Below are 18,310 nucleotides of genomic sequence, written 5' to 3'. Positions count from 1 at the left end.
GTCGCAGACACAATATTTTGTGTCATAATACCGGGATCAACACACCCACCAGAATAAGCAACACGCCAGAGATGATATTGATCCGTTCCAGTGTCCGGGGCCGTGTTATGATGCTGCGGATGCGCCCGACGCAGGCCGCCAATATCAGATTGCCAATCAGCGGAATACACACGGACGCGGCGATGATGACAGTGACATCAACAGCCGTTACATCGCGCAAATCAAAAAAGCCGGGCAATACACCCATGTAGAACAACACGGCCTTGGGATTGCCGAGGATGGCAATGACACCTGCGGCAAAACCTGCCGAAACGCCGGGTTTGGTCAGTCGGCTGTCAGCGCTGATGGATTGCCGCGCGTGCCGGATCAGCGCGATGCCCATCACGATGAACACGCCGCAAGCTACCCACCGCAGCACCGCCATGAATACGTCGAAAACCGATAAGATCCATGAAATGCCCAGCACCGCCACCAAAGGCCAGAGGATGTCCCCCACGGCGACGCCAAACGCCAGCGGCCAGGCTGCTGCAAACCCGCCGGACAGTGCACGCGCCATGAGTGCCAGCCAAACCGGCCCCGGCGTGAGAAACAAAATGACCAGCGCGCCTGCGTATAGCAGCAGGTCGGGAATAGAGATCGTCATCCCGGCCTCACGGTAGAGGCGCCGTCGGTATCGATGATCTCAAAATACTGCGCATCATCGCCTAGCGTATCAAACAGGCTCTTTTCGGTGCCCGTCATCCAGGCCTGCGCGCCGAGTGCCGTGATTTCGTCATATAGGGCTGCGCGCCTGTCAGCGTCCAGATGGGCGGCAACCTCATCCAGCAACAGCAAAGGTGCTGCGCCGGACTCCTGTGCCAGCGCACGGGCATTTGCGAGGATCAGAGACACCAGCAAGGCTTTCTGTTCCCCTGTAGAGCAATCCTTGGCCGCCACGCCCTTGGCGCGGTATGTGCCAATCAGGTCTGCGCGATGCGGACCAATCAGCGTACGCCCTGCGGCAAGATCCCGACTGCGGCTGTCGGCAAAAGCGTCGCGTAACGCGGATTCTCCTTCCGGCAGGGGCGCTTCATTGTGGATCAGCTCAAGCTCAGCGGCAGGGAAAGCGGTTGTCGCATCCAGTTGCGCTGCCGCCAGTTGGCGCAGGGCCATCCGCCGGTTTTGGTCAATCACCACGCCTGCCTGCGCCATTTGGGCCTCAAGCGCCTGATACCAGGACGGTTCCCGAACCATGTTCTTGAGCAAACGGTTGCGCTCCCGCATCGCCTTTTCATACGCCAGCGTTGCATCCGCATGGCCGGGTTCGAAACTCAGCGTCATGCGATCCAGAAAGCGCCTACGCCCCTCCGCCCCTTCGATCCAAAGCCGGTCCATGGAGGGGATCAGCCATAATACCCGCGACACGCGCCCCAAGGCGGTCTGTGCGGCGGTTTTGCTGTTGATTTTGACCTGACGCGCGGCCCCTTCTTCGGACCATGTCTCAATCTCTTGTGATTGGCCCAGCGACGTTACTTGCGCTGAGACCTTCCAGCCCAATGCCTCCGGCCGCCGGGTCATGTCCTGCGCACTGGCGCGGCGCAGACCTCTGCCGGGGGATAGAAGAGAAACCGCCTCAAGGACATTCGTCTTGCCCGCACCATTCGGCCCAAAGAGCGCGACAGGCCGCGCGTCCACCATCAGACGTGCCACCCGATGCGACCTGAAGTGCGAGATCATCAGTTCGGTCAGATGCAGGGCCACGAGACGCCCCCCAGCCCGTTCGTGGCTATCCCGGCCAAGGAGAACAAGGGCAAGACATCAGACGCGCATCGGCATGACGACATAAACGGCAGACAGATCGTTGCCCTCACGCATCAATGTCGGATCACCTGATGAATTGAACAGAAAGACAGCATTTTCGCGATCAACCTGACTGGCAATTTCCAGCAGGTATTTCGCGTTAAACCCGATCTCCAGCCGTTCATCGGCGTAAGCCACGGCCAGCTCCTCTTCGGCGGCACCGCTGTCTGGCGCGTTAACGGAAAGGACCAGCCGGTCTTCGTCCAACTGCAGCTTGACCGCCCGCGAGCGTTCAGAACTTACCGTTGCCACCCGGTCTACGGCACGGGCAAAATCCGCTGCATCCACTTCAAGCTTGCGCGTGTTGCCCTGCGGAATGACCCGCGTGTAATCAGGGAAGGTCCCGTCGATCACCTTGGACGTCAGGGTAATGTCTGGCGTTGCAAAGCGCACTTTGGTTTCCGACACAGAGACCGCAATCGTCATTTCGTCGTTGTCGAGCAGTTTGCGCAACTCTCCGACCGTTTTGCGTGGGACGATCACGCCCGGCATATCGTTGGCGTCCTCTGGCAGGTCCGCATCAATGCGCGCCAGCCTGTGTCCGTCGGTTGCCACGCAGCGCAAAACACGCCCACCCTCCGCATCAGCTATATGCATGTAGACGCCATTCAGATAGTACCGCGTCTCTTCGGTAGAGATCGCAAACTTCGACTTGTCAAAAAGACGCCGCAGCACAGGTGCTTTCGCGGAAAAGTTCGACTGATACTCAGACGTGGCCATCACCGGGAAGTCTTCTTTGGGCAGTGTCGCCAGCGAAAAGTTTGACCGTCCGGCCTCAACCGTCAGGCGGCCCGTTGCGCTATCGGCGGTCAACGTAACAAGTGCGCCATCCGGCAACTTGCGCACGATCTCGTGCAATGTCGTCGCGGAAACGGTCGTCGCGCCTGCGCGTTCCACCTGTGCGGGCGCCTTGTCGACAACTTCGATGTCAAGGTCGGTGGCGCGAAAGCTGACGTCGCTGCCTTCGGCTTCGATCAGCACATTGGCCAGAATCGGGATAGTGTTGCGCCGCTCCACAACCGACTGTGCCTGAGACACCGCTTTGAGCAGGGCCGCGCGTTCGATGCTGATTTTCATTGTGCCAGTTCCTAATCCACAGTCGGGACAGGTAAATTACCCTGTTTGGCCGACTTCACAAGCGTTTTGTGAATTTGTCGTAGGATAAGCACGGGGCGTCAAGGTCTGCAGGCCAGATGAGGGCGCGCAGACCTCTTTTTCGTCACTCTTCGAGGGCGCGGCGCAGCAATTCGAGGTCTTCGGCGATCTGACCGTCCTGAATCTTGAGCTCTTCGATGCGTTTTACGCCGTGCATGACCGTCGTGTGATCGCGCCCGCCAAAGCGGCGACCGATCTCAGGCAAGGACCGCGACGTCATCTTTTTGCTCAGATACATCGCAACCTGCCGGGGCCGCGCATAAGACCGCAAACGCTTGGGCCCGATCATGTCCGACAGGCGGATGTTGTAATGATCCGAGACTTTGCGCTGGATTTCCTCGACGGTGATCTTGCGCTCCGATGCGCGCAGCACGTCAGACAGGCAATCCTGCGTCAGTTCCATGTCGATTTCGCGCCCGACCAGGGATGCAAAGGCACAGAGCCGTGTCAGCGCGCCTTCAAGCACCCGCACATTCGTCGAAATCCGATGCGCAAGGAACTCCAGCACCCCATCCGATATATCAAGGCCGGGGTAGTTTTTGCGTTGCTGTTCCACCTTGCTTTGCAGAATGCCAAGCCGCAATTCGTAGTCTGTCGGGTGCAGATCGACCACAAGCCCACATTGAAGGCGTGATTTCACCCGCTCTTCCATGTCCTTGATTTCACCCGGCGCGCGGTCGCCCGAGATAATGATCTGTTTGTTCTGATCCACCAGCGCGTTGAACGTGTGAAAGAACTCTTCCTGCGTGCTGCCTTTGCCCGCGATAAACTGGACATCATCCACCATCAGCACATCAACGGATCGGAATATTTCCTTGAAATCCATCATTTTTCGGTCCCGCAGCGCTTGCACAAAGCGGTACATGAACTGTTCGGCGGACAGATAAAGCACGTTTATTTCGGGTCTGCGTAAACGCAAATCATGCGCAATAGCATGCATCAGGTGGGTTTTACCCAACCCAACGCCGCCGTAGAGGAACAAAGGGTTAAACGTAACTGGCCCGCCTTCGGCAACGCGCTTTGCGGCGGCATGGGCCAATTCATTTGGCTTGCCGACAATGAAATTATCAAATGTGAACCGCGCATCCAGCGGCGCAGTGCTCAACCCGCTGCGCGGCGTTTTCGGGGACGCACCACGGGGGGCATTCGACTGTCCGGTCCGCGCAGGCGTTGCCGTGGAGTTCACATGCGAGGGCACCGCAAAGCGCAAGCGCCGCACAGTGGGGTTCTCCTGTCGCACTTCATGCAGGATCAAATCTGCGAAATTCTGGCTGACATAGTTTCCCAGAAAGTTTGTCGGCACATCGAAGGTTGCAACCCCGTCCTGCGTGTTCCCGAATTCAATCGGCTCGATCCAATTTTTATAATTGTTCTGACCCACCGTCTTGAGCAGTCTCTGCCTTAACTGACCCCATTGTTCTTTCGTCATCTTCGACCTGCGTTCCTTAAGCTTTGCTACACCACAGCCTTTCACCGAAAGACCGGTCCCCACACACCACTCGCCGCCCAAAGCTCCGCCATTCCCTTCCCACAAGGAAAAGGCGTCGTCCTTCGGACAATTTACAGAGAATCCCCAACCCGTCTCAGGCTCTATAGCCTACGCTCAGATCAGATCAGGTGACCCCAACCGTACTCGTTTTGAACAGGGCAAGTCGCTGCCATGGCAACGCTTGCAGACTGAAGGCAGCTCATCGCTACCTTGTCCAGTTCTCGCTGTTCTTAATGTCGCTGCAAACGACGAACCTGCGAGGCCTGTCCCCCCATGCGACGTGAATCGCTCTACTGTGTTAGCAACTTCCAAAGTGATCGGGCAACAGAACTTCATTGTTGACTCAGGGTATTTCGTAAAAGAATCCCTAAGGCCGCAAAAATGCCATTAAAAGGCATAAAAAAAACGCCGCTGAGCGGCGTTTTCATTAACTATAATTAACAGAAAGTTAACCGAGGACCTTAACCCGTGCCGCGAGCCGGGACATCTTCCGCGCGGCTGTATTCTTGTGGAACACACCTTTTGTTACACCGCGCATCAATTCGGGCTGCGCTGCGCGTAAAGCTGCCGTCGCCGCCGCTTTATCGCCGGATTCAATCGCCTCTTCTACCTTACGTAGAAACGTGCGAATCCGCGAACGACGTGCTTTGTTAACCTGAAAACGTGCTTCGTTCTGACGCGCGCGTTTTTTTGCTTGGGGCGAATTAGCCATGCGTGAAAAACCTTTCCTGAGTTCGTTGTCTTAAGTCATTAAGCGCGACGCCAAACCCAAAGGTGGACCAAGGGTCCACTGGTGATTCTAGCCTGAGCGGGCTGCACGCGCATGTCTGGAGCGCTCTATAGGGGGTTTGACTGCGCTTGCAAAGCCGAAAATAAACGCGCTTCAATCCCAGTCGCGCTGGCGCAACCGCATGACGACGCGACCCTCGGTATCCAACAGCGTCAGATCAGTGCCCGAACGGTCGAATTGCCGTACGCTGCCCAGTGTCTGCAGGAGGTCAAATTCCTGCTTCATAGTCTCTTCGGGGCAAGCCATCATTGTGGCTGCAGCAGGGCCGAACAGAATTGAATCACCATTCGTGACAAACTGGCCCCGGATGGAATTACACCCGCCGTTGCCAAAGTAACGGCCATCCTGCTCAAACCGGATAAAGACGCCGCGCGCGCTTTCAAATGGCTGCGCCTGCATCTCGGTTGGCGCCCATTCCGAACCTGGCAGCATTTCAGCTTGCGCCGCCCCTGTCAGAGCCAGAAATATAACGGCAGACGCGGTTTTGATGCGGTGAGCCATCTTGCTGTGTCCTCCGATCCACCCGCGATCAGCGGTCGCGGAACTGCGCTTCGCGCTTTTCGACAAAGGCAGACATGCCCTCTTTCTGATCCTCGGTCGCAAACAGCGAATGGAACATGCGCCGCTCAAACAGGAGGCCTTCGCGCAGGGTCGTTTCATAGGCGCGGTTTACGGCTTCTTTGACGACCATGACAGAGACCATGGATTTTTCGGCGATCCGCTGCGCCGCACCATGTGCCTCATCCATCAGTTTCTTGCAGGGCACAACGCGGCTGACCAGCCCCGAGCGTTCTGCTTCTTCCGCATCCATGAAGCGACCGGTCAAATTCATATCCATCGCTTTTGATTTGCCGACCAGACGCGTCAGGCGCTGCGTACCGCCGAGGCCGGCCACCACGCCGAGGTTGATCTCGGGCTGTCCGAACTTCGCCGTCTCTGAACAAATGATGAAATCACACATCATCGCCAATTCACATCCGCCGCCCAGCGCATATCCTGAAACAGCAGCGATGATCGGCTTGCGCACGCGCATGATTTCTTCTGTTTCGGCCGTGAACAGATCACCTGAGAACACTTCGACAAAGCTCTTGTCTTTCATCATGGAGATATCAGCGCCAGCGGCGAAGGCTTTTTCCGATCCGGTCAGGATGATGCAGCGGACCTTGTCGTTGTTCTGCGCGGCAGTCAGTGCATTTGCCAATTCGCTCATCAATTCGTCGTTGAGCGCATTGAGCGCATCGGGACGGTTCAGTGTGATCTGTGCGACGTGGTCTTCCACATCTACGATGATCGTTTCATAAGCCATGAAGAAAGCTCTTTGTTGTTGACCTGAGTTCGCAGTCTCTACCACTCCTTCGGGCTGGTTCAAGCTATCTTTGGCATTGCGTGCAATAGAAAGATGAGCGTCCGGACTGTACGATTCGCCGGATTTGCCCCGTGCAACCTGACCTTTTGCAGGGGTCGCCCTCGCGTCCATAAGCATCAAAGCTATGCTGAAAATATCCAAGCTCTCCATCAGCTTGACGGAAATCACGTAAGGATGATCCACCCGCTTCGATAGCCTCTGCAAGCACCTCGCGGATAATCGGCACAAGGCCGGCCACACGTGCGCCAGAAATCTTGCCCGCTTTGCGTGTGGGGTGAATTTTTGCGCGAAAAAGCGCCTCGCAGACATAGATATTGCCCAAACCGGACACGATCCGCTGATCCAGCAGCACAGATTTCACCGGGGAATTCTTGTTTTTGAACGCCGCAATCAGATGTGATTCATGGAAATCGTTACCCAGCGGTTCCGGCCCGAGGACCGCGAGCAGCTTATGCGCGTCGGCACTGGCGGTCTCCATCAGGTCCATCGCCCCAAAGCGGCGCGGATCGTTAAAGGTGATGCGCGCATTATTGGCCATATGGAACACCACATGGTCGTGTTTTTCGGGGGCCGGATGCCTATGCACAAACTGCCCCAGCGGGTCACCTGACACCAACATACGGCCCGACATTCCAAGATGAACCAGCAAGGTTTCCCCGCTGTCGAGGTCCATGAGAATATATTTTGAGCGCCGCCGCAGCCTTTCCACCCGTTTACCGGTCAGCCGGGCGGCCATATCAACAGGGAAGGGCCAGCGTAAATCAGGGCGGTTCACATCCGCTTGTGTAATCACCACGCCCTCCATCGCCAGGGTCAGGCCACGGCGCACGGTCTCTACTTCGGGCAGTTCAGGCATATTCTGTCAGCTTTCTTGTCGCGGCGGCGGGCGCTGGAAGTGTCGCTTGGGCTTGCTCGGCTTCTTTATCAAGGCGCATTTTGCGAACTACACTTCCGTTTGCTTGCCAAGTTTCTCAAGGCGTCTTACTCATTCTGATCGCTGTGACGAAAGGGACGCATTGTGCCCAGCCCTTCGCGCTCTATAACAAAGCTCGAAAGCCGAGGACCGCAAGTACCGATGACCGACGACAGCAATAAAACCACCCATTTTGGATTCGAAACCGTGCCGGAAGGCGAGAAAGCCGGGCGCGTGCAGGGCGTCTTTTCCTCAGTGGCCAGCAAGTATGACATTATGAATGACGTCATGTCCGTCGGCATCCACCGCTTGTGGAAAGAGGCGATGATGGATTGGCTGGCACCGCGCGCGGGTCAAAAGCTACTGGATGTGGCGGGCGGAACGGGTGACATTTCGTTCCGTTTTCTCAAGCGTGCAGGCTACGGCCACGCGACAGTGCTGGATCTGACAGAATCAATGCTGGTTGAGGGGCGCAAACGCGCAGAGGCCGCAGCCATGGTCGAACAGCTTGATTGGGTCACCGGGGATGCAATGGCGCTGCCCTTTGCCGACAACACCTTTGACGTCTACACAATCTCTTTTGGCATCCGAAACGTCACCCGCCCGCAAGAGGCCCTGAACGAAGCCTTTCGTGTGCTGCGTCCCGGCGGGCGTCTGATGGTGCTGGAATTCAGCCAACTGCCCAACCCCGCAATGCAAAAAGCCTATGATCTTTACAGTTTCAACGTGATCCCGCGCATGGGACAGGCCATCGCGGGGGATCGCGACAGCTATCAATACCTGGTGGAATCGATCCGCAATTTCCCGGATCAGGACACGTTCCTGAAAATGGTGCGGGATGCAGGGTTCGAGAACGCGAAATTCCGCAACCTGAGCATGGGCATTGCCTGTCTGCACTCTGGCTGGAAACTCTGAATGCGCGGACCTCACAACATTTGGCGTCTGATCCGAACAGGCGCAACGCTGGAACGCACCGGCGCGATGAAGGTCGTCCTCGACGCCTTTGAAGCGCCCGCTGCCGTGCGCATTGTGGCGCGGGCCTTGGGTGTGCCGTTCAAGTTTCTGGGCTATAATGGTGATCCGTCCATGCCCCCGGCCACGCGTGCCTTGACCGCGCTTGGCCCCGCTTACATCAAATTCGGGCAAATCCTGTCGACCCGCCCGGATGTGGTGGGCGACGAACTCGCCGTGCAGCTCAGGGTTTTGCAAGACAAGCTGCCGCCCTTTTCAGTGGCAGTGGCCAAAGCCGAGGTGTCCAAGGAACTCGGCGTTCCCGTCGATGAAGTTTTTTCAGAATTCAGCGAACCGGTGGCTGCGGCGTCGATTGCGCAGGTCCACCGCGCAAGGATCGCAAGCACGGGCGAGGATGTGGCGGTCAAAGTTCTGCGTCCCGGCATAGAACGTGCGTTCAACAAGGACGTTGATGCATTCTATCTGGCAGCGCGGATGGTCGATCTGTTCGCCCCCGGCGCGCGACGTTTGCGCCCGATGGATGTCATCGAACACTTTGACGGGGTCGTGCAGGGTGAACTTGATCTGCGGCTGGAATCCTCCGCAGCATCGGAATTCGCGGCAACAACAAAAGACGACGAGGGCTTTCAGCTGCCCGAGATCAAATGGGATCTTTCCGCGCGACGGGTCATGACGCTTGGCTGGGCCGCGGGTGTGCCTCTGGGGGACAATGACGCCATAGATGCCGCCGGACATGACCGGGTGGACCTGGGCAACCGCGTCCTGCAGCTGTTCCTGAACCACGCGCTGCGGGATGGATATTTCCATGGGGACATGCATCAGGGCAACCTCAAGGTCGCGCCCAATGGGGATATTGTTGCCTATGATTTTGGCATCATGGGGCACATCGACGAATACACCCGGCGCGTCTACGCAGAGATCCTGTTTGGATTTATCCGCAAGGATTACAAACGTGTCGCCGAAGTCCATTTTGAGGCGGGGTATGTCCCGGCTGACAAAGACGTGGATGAATTCGCACGCGCCCTGCGCGCGGTGGGTGAGCCGATCTTTGGCATGGACGCCACGAAAATCTCTATGGGTCGGTTGTTGAGTTACCTCTTTGAAGTGACCGAACGCTTTGGCATGGAAACCCGGACCGAGCTGATCCTGCTTCAGCGCACCATGGTCGTCGTTGAAGGTGTCGCGCGGTCGCTGAACCCTCAGATCAACATCTGGGAAGTGGCAAGCCCTGTGGTGACCAACTATATCTCCCAATCAATCGGGCCGCGCGCGACACTGAAGGATCTGGCCAAAACGGCACGGGTGCTGGCGCGCTTCGGCCCGCGCTTGCCCGTGATGGTCGAAAACGCGCTGATCCGTACCTCCAACCCGCAGCCCCTGCGCAAGGGCAATGACTGGGGCAAGTGGATCTTGGGTGGTTTGATCCTTGGTGTCACCATCGGGGTATCCGGGTCTCTGACCCTGATCGCGATCGACCTGATGTTTTTCTAGACGCGACGTTTACAGCCGCTCAATCGCGAGGGCGATGCCCTGACCACCGCCGATGCACATGGTGATCAACGCGCGTTTGCCGCCGATCCGTTCCAATTCGTACATCGCCTTGAGGGTGATAATCGCCCCTGTCGCTCCAACAGGATGACCCAATGCAATTGCGCCGCCATTCGGGTTTACCTTTGCATTGTCGAGGCCCAGTTCCTGACTGACGGCCAGCGCCTGCGCAGCAAAGGCCTCATTGCTTTCGACCACATCGAAATCCGCCACCGACAGGCCCGTGCGCGCCAACAGGTTTTGAACGGCGGGCACCGGGCCGATGCCCATGACTTCGGGCCGCACGCCCGCATGCGCATAGCCCAGAACGCGGGCCTTTGGTTTCAATCCGGCCTTTTCGGCCGCCTCAGCGGTTGCCAAAACAACTGCCGCAGCACCATCATTGATGCCGCTGGCATTCCCTGCGGTCACGGTCCCGTCTTTCTGGAAGACGGTGCGCAGCCCCGACAAGGCTTCAAGAGTTGTCGCCTTAGGGTGCTCATCCACTTCAAAAGCCACCATGTCCCGTTTCACGCGGACCTCGACGGGCGTGATCTGGGACTGAAAATGGCCCGCTGCGATAGCATCAGACGCCCGCTGCTGGCTTTGCAAGGCAAATCCGTCCTGCTGGGCGCGGCTGATGTGATGCTCTGCCGCGACGTTTTCCGCCGTAACACCCATATGCCCGGTGCCGAACGGGCAGTTCAATGCGCCCAACATCATATCAAGCGTTTTAACGTCCCCCATTTTTGCACCCCAGCGCTGTTGCGGGATGATAAAGGGCGAACGCGACATGTTCTCAGCACCACCCGCAAGGGCGAAATCCGCGTCACCCAGCATAAGCGACTGAATAACCGAGACAATCGCCTGCGCACCAGAGCCGCACAGCCGATTGACGTTCATCGCCGGGACCGTATCAGGCACGCCCGCCTGCATCGCGGCCACACGGCTCAGGTACATGTCCTTCGGTTCGGTATTGATCACATGACCAAAGGCGACATGTCCGATCTGCGCCCCCTCGACGCCTGCCCGTTGCAATGCGGCCGCGCTGGCCACGGTGGCGAGTTCTATGGGGGGCGTCGCGGCCAATGCGCCACCAAACGTACCGATTGCCGTGCGCGCGCCGTCCAGAATTACGATCTCTTTGGTCATGATACCCTCCGCTTGCTTGTTGCGGCCACTATGCGGGTGTCCTATCGGATTGTCAGCACCGACTTAACTTGATGTTACGTCATTTGTTGACAACGTCCTTTATATAAGTGAATTTTCCGGTATGACGGAAGAGACAGATCAAATCCTTGGACAATTACCCGCACGTTTGAAAGATGCGCGCAGGGTGCAGGGCCTGTCGCTGGATGCGGTCGCCAAGCTCTCCGGGGTATCAAGGTCCATGGTCAGCCAGATCGAACGCGGGGAAAGCAGCCCCACCATTTCAACGCTTTGGAATCTCACACGCGCCTTACAGGTGGACTTTGCCGGGTTGCTGGATGTTGCCGCGACAAAATCCAAGATCGAAACCCTGCGCTCGGGAGATGTCCCAACCATTGAAAACCTCGGTAAAGGATTGCGCATTCGTATTCTATCACCGCCTGAAGAGGCTGGGAAACACGAAGTATACGAATTGGTCTTTTCGTTGGATGGGGTGCTCGACAGTCAGCCGCATACCCGTGGCGCGCGCGAACATCTGACCGTGATTGAAGGGGTGGTCGATGTCAGCAGTGCGGATAACATCAGTCGGCTCGAAGCCGGTGATACCGCCCGCTACAGCGCAGACGTGCCGCATCGGATAAAAGCGATCGGCGCCGCGCGCGCCTTTCTTGTGGTTCAGAACGCATAAATCCGTAATAACAGATTAATTCCGCTATTGTGTTATTCCCCTATTTCGGAATCGTATCCGCTATGCTAGAACCTGCGCAAAGGAGAGTTCAGCCATGACACAAGCCTACCTGTCGCATATCAGTGCCACGCTCGATCAGATTGCAACCGACGGCATGATGAAGAAAGAGCGCGCGATCACCTCGCCACAGGCGGGCCAGATCGCCGTTGGTGCCAAGTCGGTCATCAACCTGTGTGCGAACAACTATCTGGGACTGGCGGATCACCCTGACCTGATTTCTGCGGCTAAGGACGCGATGGAACCGCGTGGCTTTGGCATGGCGTCGGTGCGTTTCATATGCGGAACGCAAGACCTGCACCGCCAGTTGGAAGCGCGGTTGGCGCAATTCTTGCAGATGGATGATGCGATCCTTTTTGCGGCCTGTTTTGACGCGAATGGTGGCCTGTTCGAACCGCTCCTGGGGCCAGAGGATGCGGTCATATCCGATGCGCTGAACCACGCCTCGATCATTGACGGTATCCGGCTGAGCAAGGCGCGGCGCTATCGCTACGCCAATTCTGACATGACCGATCTGGAAGGCCAATTGCAGCTGGCGCGCGATGAGGGTGCCCGCTTTATCATGATCGCCACGGACGGTGTGTTCAGCATGGACGGGTATCTGGCAAAACTGTCCGATATCAAGGCACTGGCCGAAAAATACGACGCGCTGCTGATGGTTGATGATTGCCACGCAACCGGGTTCATGGGCCCTCAGGGGCGCGGCACGCCTGCGCATGCCGGTGTGTCAGCGGACATCCTGACCGGCACGCTGGGCAAGGCATTGGGCGGGGCCATCGGGGGTTATATTGCAGGGCCGCAGCCGGTCATTGATCTTTTAAGGCAGCGCGCGCGACCTTACCTTTTTTCCAATTCCTTGCCGCCATCAATTGTTGCGGCGGGTATCAAAGCGCTTGATCTGGTCGAGGCCGGGGACGACCTGCGCGCACAGCTTTTTGAAAACACGGCATATTGGCGCAACGGTCTTGAGGCGCTGAATTTCGACCTGCTGCCGGGCGCGCATCCGATTGTTCCGATCATGTTGGGCGAAGCGCAAGTGGCGCAAGACATGGCGGCGCAGCTTTTTGATCAGGGCGTGTTCGTTTCGGGCTTTTTCTATCCTGTAGTTCCGCGCGGGCAGGCCCGGATCAGAACGCAGATGAACGCGGCGTTGACGCGGGATGATCTGGACAAGGCGCTGGAAGCCTTTGCCATGGTCGGGCGCAGGCTTGGAGTGATAAAATGAGCAACGGAATGAAAGCACTGTCAAAACTGCATGCCCGTGAAGGGATCTGGATGACCCAAGCGCCAGTTCCGGAAATCGGACCCGATGATGTGCTGATCAAGATCAACAAAACCGGGATTTGTGGCACCGATATTCATATCTGGAACTGGGACGACTGGGCGGCGGGCACCGTTCCTGTTCCCATGATCACAGGGCATGAGTTTGCCGGTGAAATCGTTGAAGTCGGTCGCAATGTGACCGATCTGTCCATCGGGCAACGATGCTCTGGTGAGGGGCATCTGATTGGTAAAACGTCACGCCAAAGCCGGGCGGGAAAATTCCATCTTGACCCGGCCACACGCGGCATCGGGGTGAACGAACAGGGCGCTTTTGCCCAATTCCTCAAGCTGCCCGCCTTTAACGTAGTGCCCCTGCCCGATGATATTTCCGATGACATCGGCGCGATCCTCGACCCGTTGGGCAATGCCGTGCATACCGCGCTGAGCTTTGATCTGATTGGTGAAGACGTGCTGGTCACGGGCGCAGGCCCCATCGGGATCATGGCGGCGGCGGTCGCGCGCCATGCCGGTGCGCGCCACGTGGTGATTACGGATGTGAATGCCGACCGGCTTGCGCTGGCCTCTCAGGTGGCAGACGTGGTGCCGGTCAATGTGGCGCAGGACGATCTGAAACAGACAATCGCGGACCTTGGCATGAAACAGGGGTTTGATGTTGGTCTGGAAATGTCGGGCAACCAGCAAGCGCTGGATCAGATGGTCGATGCGATGACCATGGGGGGCAGGATTGCCATGCTCGGTATTCCGCCCGGTAAATCCCCGGTCGACTGGAGCCGGATCGTGTTCAAGGCCATCACCATCAAAGGTGTCTATGGGCGCGAGATTTTTGAGACATGGTATAAAATGATTGCCATGCTTCAAAACGGGCTGGATGTGACGAAAGTCATCACGCACCGCTTTTCCGCAAATGACTACGAGGCCGGGTTTGCAGCCATGAAGTCTGGAAAATCGGGCAAGGTCGTTCTGGATTGGGCCAGCCTGTAAAACAGATCGTCAATCGCTGGAAAAGGCAAAAGCGCGAAACTGCGCTTTTGCCGTGCTTTTCTTCATCAGCGTTATGCCACGTCAAACATCAGAGGCTTGACCTGCGTGAACATACCCGTCGCCTCCAGCTTTTTGATAACGGGTGCAGGCACCTGATCGTCCACATATAAGAGCGCGATAGCCTCCCCTTGGGCCACAGCGCGACCCAGCGTAAAGTTCGCAATGTTGACGCCGTTTTCGCCCATGGTTTGTCCAAGCGTCCCGATAATGCCTGGCACGTCTTCGTTCGTGGTATACAGCATATGCGCACCGACCTCTGCGTCGATCTGAATGCCCTTGATCTGGATAAACCGAGGTTTTCCATCCGAAAACACAGTGCCCGCGACGGAGCGTTCCCGCTTGTCCGTGACAACCGTCACTTTGATATATCCATCAAAAACCCCGGATTTGCTTTGGTTTGTCGTGGAAATCGAGATGCCACGTTCCTGTGCAATCACAGGGGCCGACACCATGTTTACGTCCGGATTGGCCTTTTTCATGATACCCGCAACCACGCCACAATTCAGCGCAGAGAGGTTCATTTCGGCCACGGAGCCATCGTAGAGGATATTGATCGCCTTGATCGGTTCATCCGTCATCTGACCGATGAAGGCCCCCAGATGCCCCGATAGCTTGAGCCACGGACCCATCACGATTGCCTCTTCGGCCGTCACGGATGGCATGTTGAGCGCATTGCTCACCGCACCAGTCAGCAGATAGTCAGACATCTGCTCGGCCACCTGCAAGGCCACGTTTTCCTGCGCCTCGCTTGTGGCAGCCCCCAGATGCGGTGTGCACACAACGTTGGGCAGGTTGAAAAGCGGGTTCTGCGTCGCAGGTTCTTGCGAGAACACGTCGAAAGCAGCCCCTGCCACATGGCCGGATTTCAGCGCATCGGCGAGCGCCTCTTCATCCACCAGACCGCCGCGCGCGCAATTGATGATCCGCACACCGGGTTTCATTTTCGCAATCGCTTCGGCGCTCAGGATATTGGCCGTCTGGTCGGTGAACGGAACATGCAGGGTGATGAAATCAGCGCGGGTCAAAAGGGCGTCCAGTTCAACCTTTTCAACACCCATTTTCTTGGCTTTTTCCTCGCCAAGAAACGGATCATAGGCGACGACCTTCATCTTGAGACCGCGCGCACGATCACAGACGATGCCACCGATGTTACCGGCCCCGATCACGCCAAGCGTCTTGCCCGTAAGCTCAACACCCATGAACTTCGATTTTTCCCATTTGCCCGCATGGGTAGAGGCCGACGCTTCGGGGATCTGGCGCGCCACTGCGAACATCATCGCGATAGCATGTTCTGCCGTCGTGATCATGTTGCCGAAGGGCGTGTTCATCACGATGATGCCCTTTTTGGAGGCTGCATCCTTGTCGATGTTGTCGGTGCCGATCCCGGCGCGGCCAATCACCTTGAGCTTCGTTGCCGCCGCGATGATTTTCTCGGTCGCCCTGGTCGCAGAGCGGATGGCGAGACCGTCATAATTGCCGATGATCTCGGCCAGTTTGTCTTTGTCTTTTCCAACATCCGGTTGGAAATCCACATCAATGCCACGGTCTTTGAAAATTTGAACGGCGGCGGGCGACAGTTTGTCAGAAATAAGTACTTTGGGAGCCATCTTGCTGGTCCTTTTTTGAAGTCTGGAATGGTTGTGCGAATTATGCGTTGATTTCGGTCTCGAAAGCCCATGCGAGCCAAGGCAGCATTGCTTCGATGTCCGAGGTCTCAACCGTACCACCACACCAGATACGCAAACCGGCAGGCGCGTCGCGATATGCTCCGATATCGAGGGCCACGTTTTCTTCCGCCAGACGCTTTGCCACGGCTTTCGCGAATGCTGTGCCATCCGAGATACGCGCGTCAGTGAACCTCAGGCACACGGAAGTATTCGACCGTGTCGCCGGGTCTTTGGCCAGAAAGTCGATCCAGTCATGAGCCGCGACGAAATCAGCGATTGCGCCTGCATTGGCATCCGCGCGCGCGATCAGACCTTGCAGGCCGCCGACCGATTTGGCCCAATCCAAAGCCTGCAGATAATCCTCAACGCACAGCATCGAAGGTGTGTTGATCGTGGCACCGGTAAAGATACCCTCGATCAGTTTACCGCCCTTGGTGAGTCGGAAAATCTTGGGCAACGGCCATGGCGGTGTATAGCTTTCCAACCGTTCAACCGCGCGCGGGCTCAGGATCAGCATGCCATGCGCCGCCTCCCCGCCCAGCACTTTTTGCCAGCTAAACGTCGTCACATCCAGCTTGTCCCATGGCAGGTCCATCGCGAATGCGGCTGAGGTGGCATCGCATAACGTCAGCCCTGCGCGGTCTGCCGGAATCGCATCACCCGACGGCATCCGCACGCCCGAGGTTGTTCCATTCCACGTAAAGCAAACGTCGTGATCATAATTCAACGCCGCCATATCCACGATGTCGCCATAGTCTGCCGTGTGAACCGTGTGGGCGATCTTGAGCTGCTTGACCACGTCCGTGACCCAGCCCGCGCCAAAGCTTTCCCAGGCAACCATTTCGGCATGCCGTTCGCCCAGAAGCGACCACATGGCCATTTCGTACGCGCCGGTGTCGGACGCCGGAACAATGCCGATGCGATAATCCGCCGGCACGCCGAGAATCTCGCGTGTCGTTTCAATTGCCTGAAGGAGCTTTGCCTTGCCCTCAGACGCACGATGCGACCTGCCGAGCGGCGCGTCTGCCAGCTTGTTCAGATCAAATGTGGGGGGTTTGGCGCAAGGCCCTGAAGAAAAACGCGGATTCGCCGGAACGGCGACAGGTTTCATGTCCGGCCGCGTTGCCGGTTGTTGTATAGCCATTGATGCTATCCTTCCAGATAAGCGCCCTTCGTTGGGGAAGGGTGTCCCACGAATGCGGATAATTCACGCGGCCGACTGGCACAACCCGCTTCTGGAAAGATATCGCGTGAATCTGCGGTTTTGGCGGCCCGCCTGTTCACAATCGGAAACACGCCGAAACCTTTCAACACTCAGGCCCTGCGCTTACGCCGTCAGTCTGGCTGTGCCACTCTGCGAGTAGCCAAGAGCGCCCATCCAAGATGGTCGACCATGATACAGCACGCAAAAAATCAGGCGTTCCGAGGTTGCAGAGCAGGGGCGCAGCTGTGTACTTCGTCCCAGACTTCTATCCGATGGGATGCCGCGCATATGTTTTCAATCACCCTCATTGCAAAGCCTGAGATGCTTGACCTCGCTTTGGTTGATGCCTTGCGAAATGCGTGGGGCGGTGGGGATATTGCGTGGTTGTCACCGCGCGGTGCCGCCGAATTTGAGGTCGCACAAAAGCCGGAAAACCTCTGGGAGGTCTGGACCGAAGTACAGGCGCTGGGGGTTGATCTGGTCGCACAATCTGCGACAGGGCGGCGCAAGAGAATGCTGTTGGCTGACATGGACAGCACAATGATCCAGCAGGAATGCATCGACGAACTTGCTGACGAGGCTGGCGTCGGGGAGCATGTCAAAGGGATCACGGCACGGGCCATGAATGGCGAGCTGGATTTCGATGCCGCCCTGCGGGAACGCGTCGGCCTTCTCAAGGGGTTGCCGCTTGCAACCATTGATCATGTGCTGTCATCGCGCATCACTCTGATGCCGGGCGGTCCAGTGCTTTTGTCGACGATGAAGGCCAATGGCGCGCATGCCGCGCTGGTGTCCGGTGGCTTCACGGCCTTCACTCAGTCGGTCGCCAGCAAGCTCGGCTTTGACGAAAACCGTGCCAATACGTTGCTTACCAAAAACGACACCCTCACCGGAGAGGTCGGCACGCCCATTCTGGGCCAGCAAGCCAAAGTCGATGCGTTGAATGAAATCACGCAGCGTCTGGGCATCTCAACAAGCGACGTACTTGCGGTTGGGGACGGTGCGAATGATCTGGGCATGCTGAAAGCTGCGGGCACCGGTGTCGCCCTGCATGCCAAGCCAAGCGTTGCCGCCCAATGTGATATCCGCATCAATCACGGTGATCTGACCGCATTATTGTATCTGCAAGGCTATGGCGAAGGCGACTTCGTGCACCCGGCATAATGGCC

17 protein-coding genes are annotated in these 18,310 nt (G+C 57.4%); 6 read left to right on the top strand and 11 right to left on the bottom strand.

What is annotated here, in order from left to right:
* Window positions 1–22: 22 nt before the first annotated feature.
* From K5Q35_RS07715 to mutM, 8 genes are all read right to left on the bottom strand, one after another.
* Window positions 23–643 (bottom strand): LysE family translocator, encoded by a 621-nt coding sequence (locus K5Q35_RS07715; protein WP_220799103.1) that lies wholly within the window; start codon window positions 641–643, stop codon window positions 23–25.
* Window positions 640–1,740: a DNA replication/repair protein RecF gene (gene recF / locus K5Q35_RS07710; RefSeq protein ID WP_220799102.1), complete on the bottom strand. Its 1,101-nt coding sequence runs from the start codon at window positions 1,738–1,740 to the stop codon at window positions 640–642. The genes K5Q35_RS07715 and recF overlap by 4 nt, the downstream gene beginning before the upstream one ends.
* Before the next feature lie 57 nt (window positions 1,741–1,797).
* Window positions 1,798–2,916, bottom strand: a complete 1,119-nt coding sequence (dnaN, locus tag K5Q35_RS07705) for a DNA polymerase III subunit beta (protein WP_220799101.1) — start codon at window positions 2,914–2,916, stop codon at window positions 1,798–1,800.
* Between the two features lie 142 nt (window positions 2,917–3,058).
* Window positions 3,059–4,423, bottom strand: a complete 1,365-nt coding sequence (dnaA, locus tag K5Q35_RS07700; protein ID WP_220799100.1) for a chromosomal replication initiator protein DnaA — start codon at window positions 4,421–4,423, stop codon at window positions 3,059–3,061.
* A gap of 508 nt (window positions 4,424–4,931) precedes the next feature.
* Complete coding sequence (gene rpsT, locus K5Q35_RS07695; RefSeq protein WP_220799099.1) at window positions 4,932–5,195, bottom strand: 30S ribosomal protein S20; 264 nt, start codon at window positions 5,193–5,195, stop codon at window positions 4,932–4,934.
* A 171-nt stretch (window positions 5,196–5,366) separates the two neighbouring features.
* On the bottom strand, window positions 5,367–5,774 hold the full coding sequence (locus K5Q35_RS07690; protein ID WP_220799098.1) for an META domain-containing protein: 408 nt from the start codon (window positions 5,772–5,774) through the stop codon (window positions 5,367–5,369).
* A gap of 28 nt (window positions 5,775–5,802) precedes the next feature.
* Window positions 5,803–6,579 (bottom strand): enoyl-CoA hydratase, encoded by a 777-nt coding sequence (locus tag K5Q35_RS07685; RefSeq protein WP_011566556.1) that lies wholly within the window; start codon window positions 6,577–6,579, stop codon window positions 5,803–5,805.
* 64 nt (window positions 6,580–6,643) lie between these two features.
* Window positions 6,644–7,495: a bifunctional DNA-formamidopyrimidine glycosylase/DNA-(apurinic or apyrimidinic site) lyase gene (gene mutM, locus K5Q35_RS07680; protein ID WP_220799097.1), complete on the bottom strand. Its 852-nt coding sequence runs from the start codon at window positions 7,493–7,495 to the stop codon at window positions 6,644–6,646.
* A gap of 219 nt (window positions 7,496–7,714) precedes the next feature.
* On the opposite strand from mutM, the gene ubiE reads away from it, so the two are divergent.
* Both ubiE and ubiB read left to right on the top strand, forming a co-directional pair.
* Window positions 7,715–8,467, top strand: a complete 753-nt coding sequence (ubiE, locus tag K5Q35_RS07675; protein ID WP_220799096.1) for a bifunctional demethylmenaquinone methyltransferase/2-methoxy-6-polyprenyl-1,4-benzoquinol methylase UbiE — start codon at window positions 7,715–7,717, stop codon at window positions 8,465–8,467.
* On the top strand, window positions 8,468–10,015 hold the full coding sequence (ubiB, locus tag K5Q35_RS07670) for a 2-polyprenylphenol 6-hydroxylase (protein ID WP_013964207.1): 1,548 nt from the start codon (window positions 8,468–8,470) through the stop codon (window positions 10,013–10,015).
* Window positions 10,016–10,024: 9 nt separating this feature from the next.
* Here ubiB and K5Q35_RS07665 read toward each other — a convergent pair whose 3' ends face one another.
* Window positions 10,025–11,203, bottom strand: coding sequence for an acetyl-CoA C-acyltransferase family protein (locus K5Q35_RS07665; protein ID WP_220799095.1), 1,179 nt, complete (start codon window positions 11,201–11,203; stop codon window positions 10,025–10,027).
* Window positions 11,204–11,324: 121 nt separating this feature from the next.
* Between K5Q35_RS07665 and K5Q35_RS07660 the strand changes: the two genes are divergently transcribed.
* From K5Q35_RS07660 to tdh, 3 genes are all read left to right on the top strand, one after another.
* Window positions 11,325–11,888: a helix-turn-helix domain-containing protein gene (locus tag K5Q35_RS07660; RefSeq protein WP_013964205.1), complete on the top strand. Its 564-nt coding sequence runs from the start codon at window positions 11,325–11,327 to the stop codon at window positions 11,886–11,888.
* Between the two features lie 94 nt (window positions 11,889–11,982).
* Window positions 11,983–13,170, top strand: a complete 1,188-nt coding sequence (locus tag K5Q35_RS07655) for a glycine C-acetyltransferase (RefSeq protein ID WP_220799094.1) — start codon at window positions 11,983–11,985, stop codon at window positions 13,168–13,170.
* Window positions 13,167–14,210 carry an L-threonine 3-dehydrogenase gene (gene tdh / locus K5Q35_RS07650; RefSeq protein WP_220799093.1) on the top strand — a complete coding sequence of 348 codons (1,044 nt, stop codon included), beginning with the start codon at window positions 13,167–13,169 and terminating at the stop codon, window positions 14,208–14,210. The genes K5Q35_RS07655 and tdh overlap by 4 nt, the downstream gene beginning before the upstream one ends.
* Before the next feature lie 71 nt (window positions 14,211–14,281).
* On the opposite strand, the gene serA is transcribed toward tdh, so the two are convergent.
* Together serA and K5Q35_RS07640 are read right to left on the bottom strand one after the other, a co-directional pair.
* Window positions 14,282–15,877, bottom strand: a complete 1,596-nt coding sequence (serA, locus tag K5Q35_RS07645) for a phosphoglycerate dehydrogenase (protein ID WP_220799092.1) — start codon at window positions 15,875–15,877, stop codon at window positions 14,282–14,284.
* A gap of 40 nt (window positions 15,878–15,917) precedes the next feature.
* Window positions 15,918–17,081 (bottom strand): phosphoserine transaminase, encoded by a 1,164-nt coding sequence (locus tag K5Q35_RS07640; RefSeq protein WP_220799091.1) that lies wholly within the window; start codon window positions 17,079–17,081, stop codon window positions 15,918–15,920.
* 348 nt (window positions 17,082–17,429) lie between these two features.
* On the opposite strand from K5Q35_RS07640, the gene serB reads away from it, so the two are divergent.
* Entirely contained in the window at window positions 17,430–18,305 is an 876-nt protein-coding gene (gene serB, locus K5Q35_RS07635) for a phosphoserine phosphatase SerB (RefSeq protein ID WP_220799090.1), read from the top strand.
* Window positions 18,306–18,310 lie beyond the last annotated feature (5 nt).

This window comes from Roseobacter sp. OBYS 0001 (genome assembly GCF_019654895.1).
Taxonomy (GTDB): domain Bacteria; phylum Pseudomonadota; class Alphaproteobacteria; order Rhodobacterales; family Rhodobacteraceae; genus Roseobacter; species Roseobacter litoralis.
Note: the sequence above shows the minus strand (reverse complement) of the source record. Positions and strands in the feature narration are given on the sequence as shown.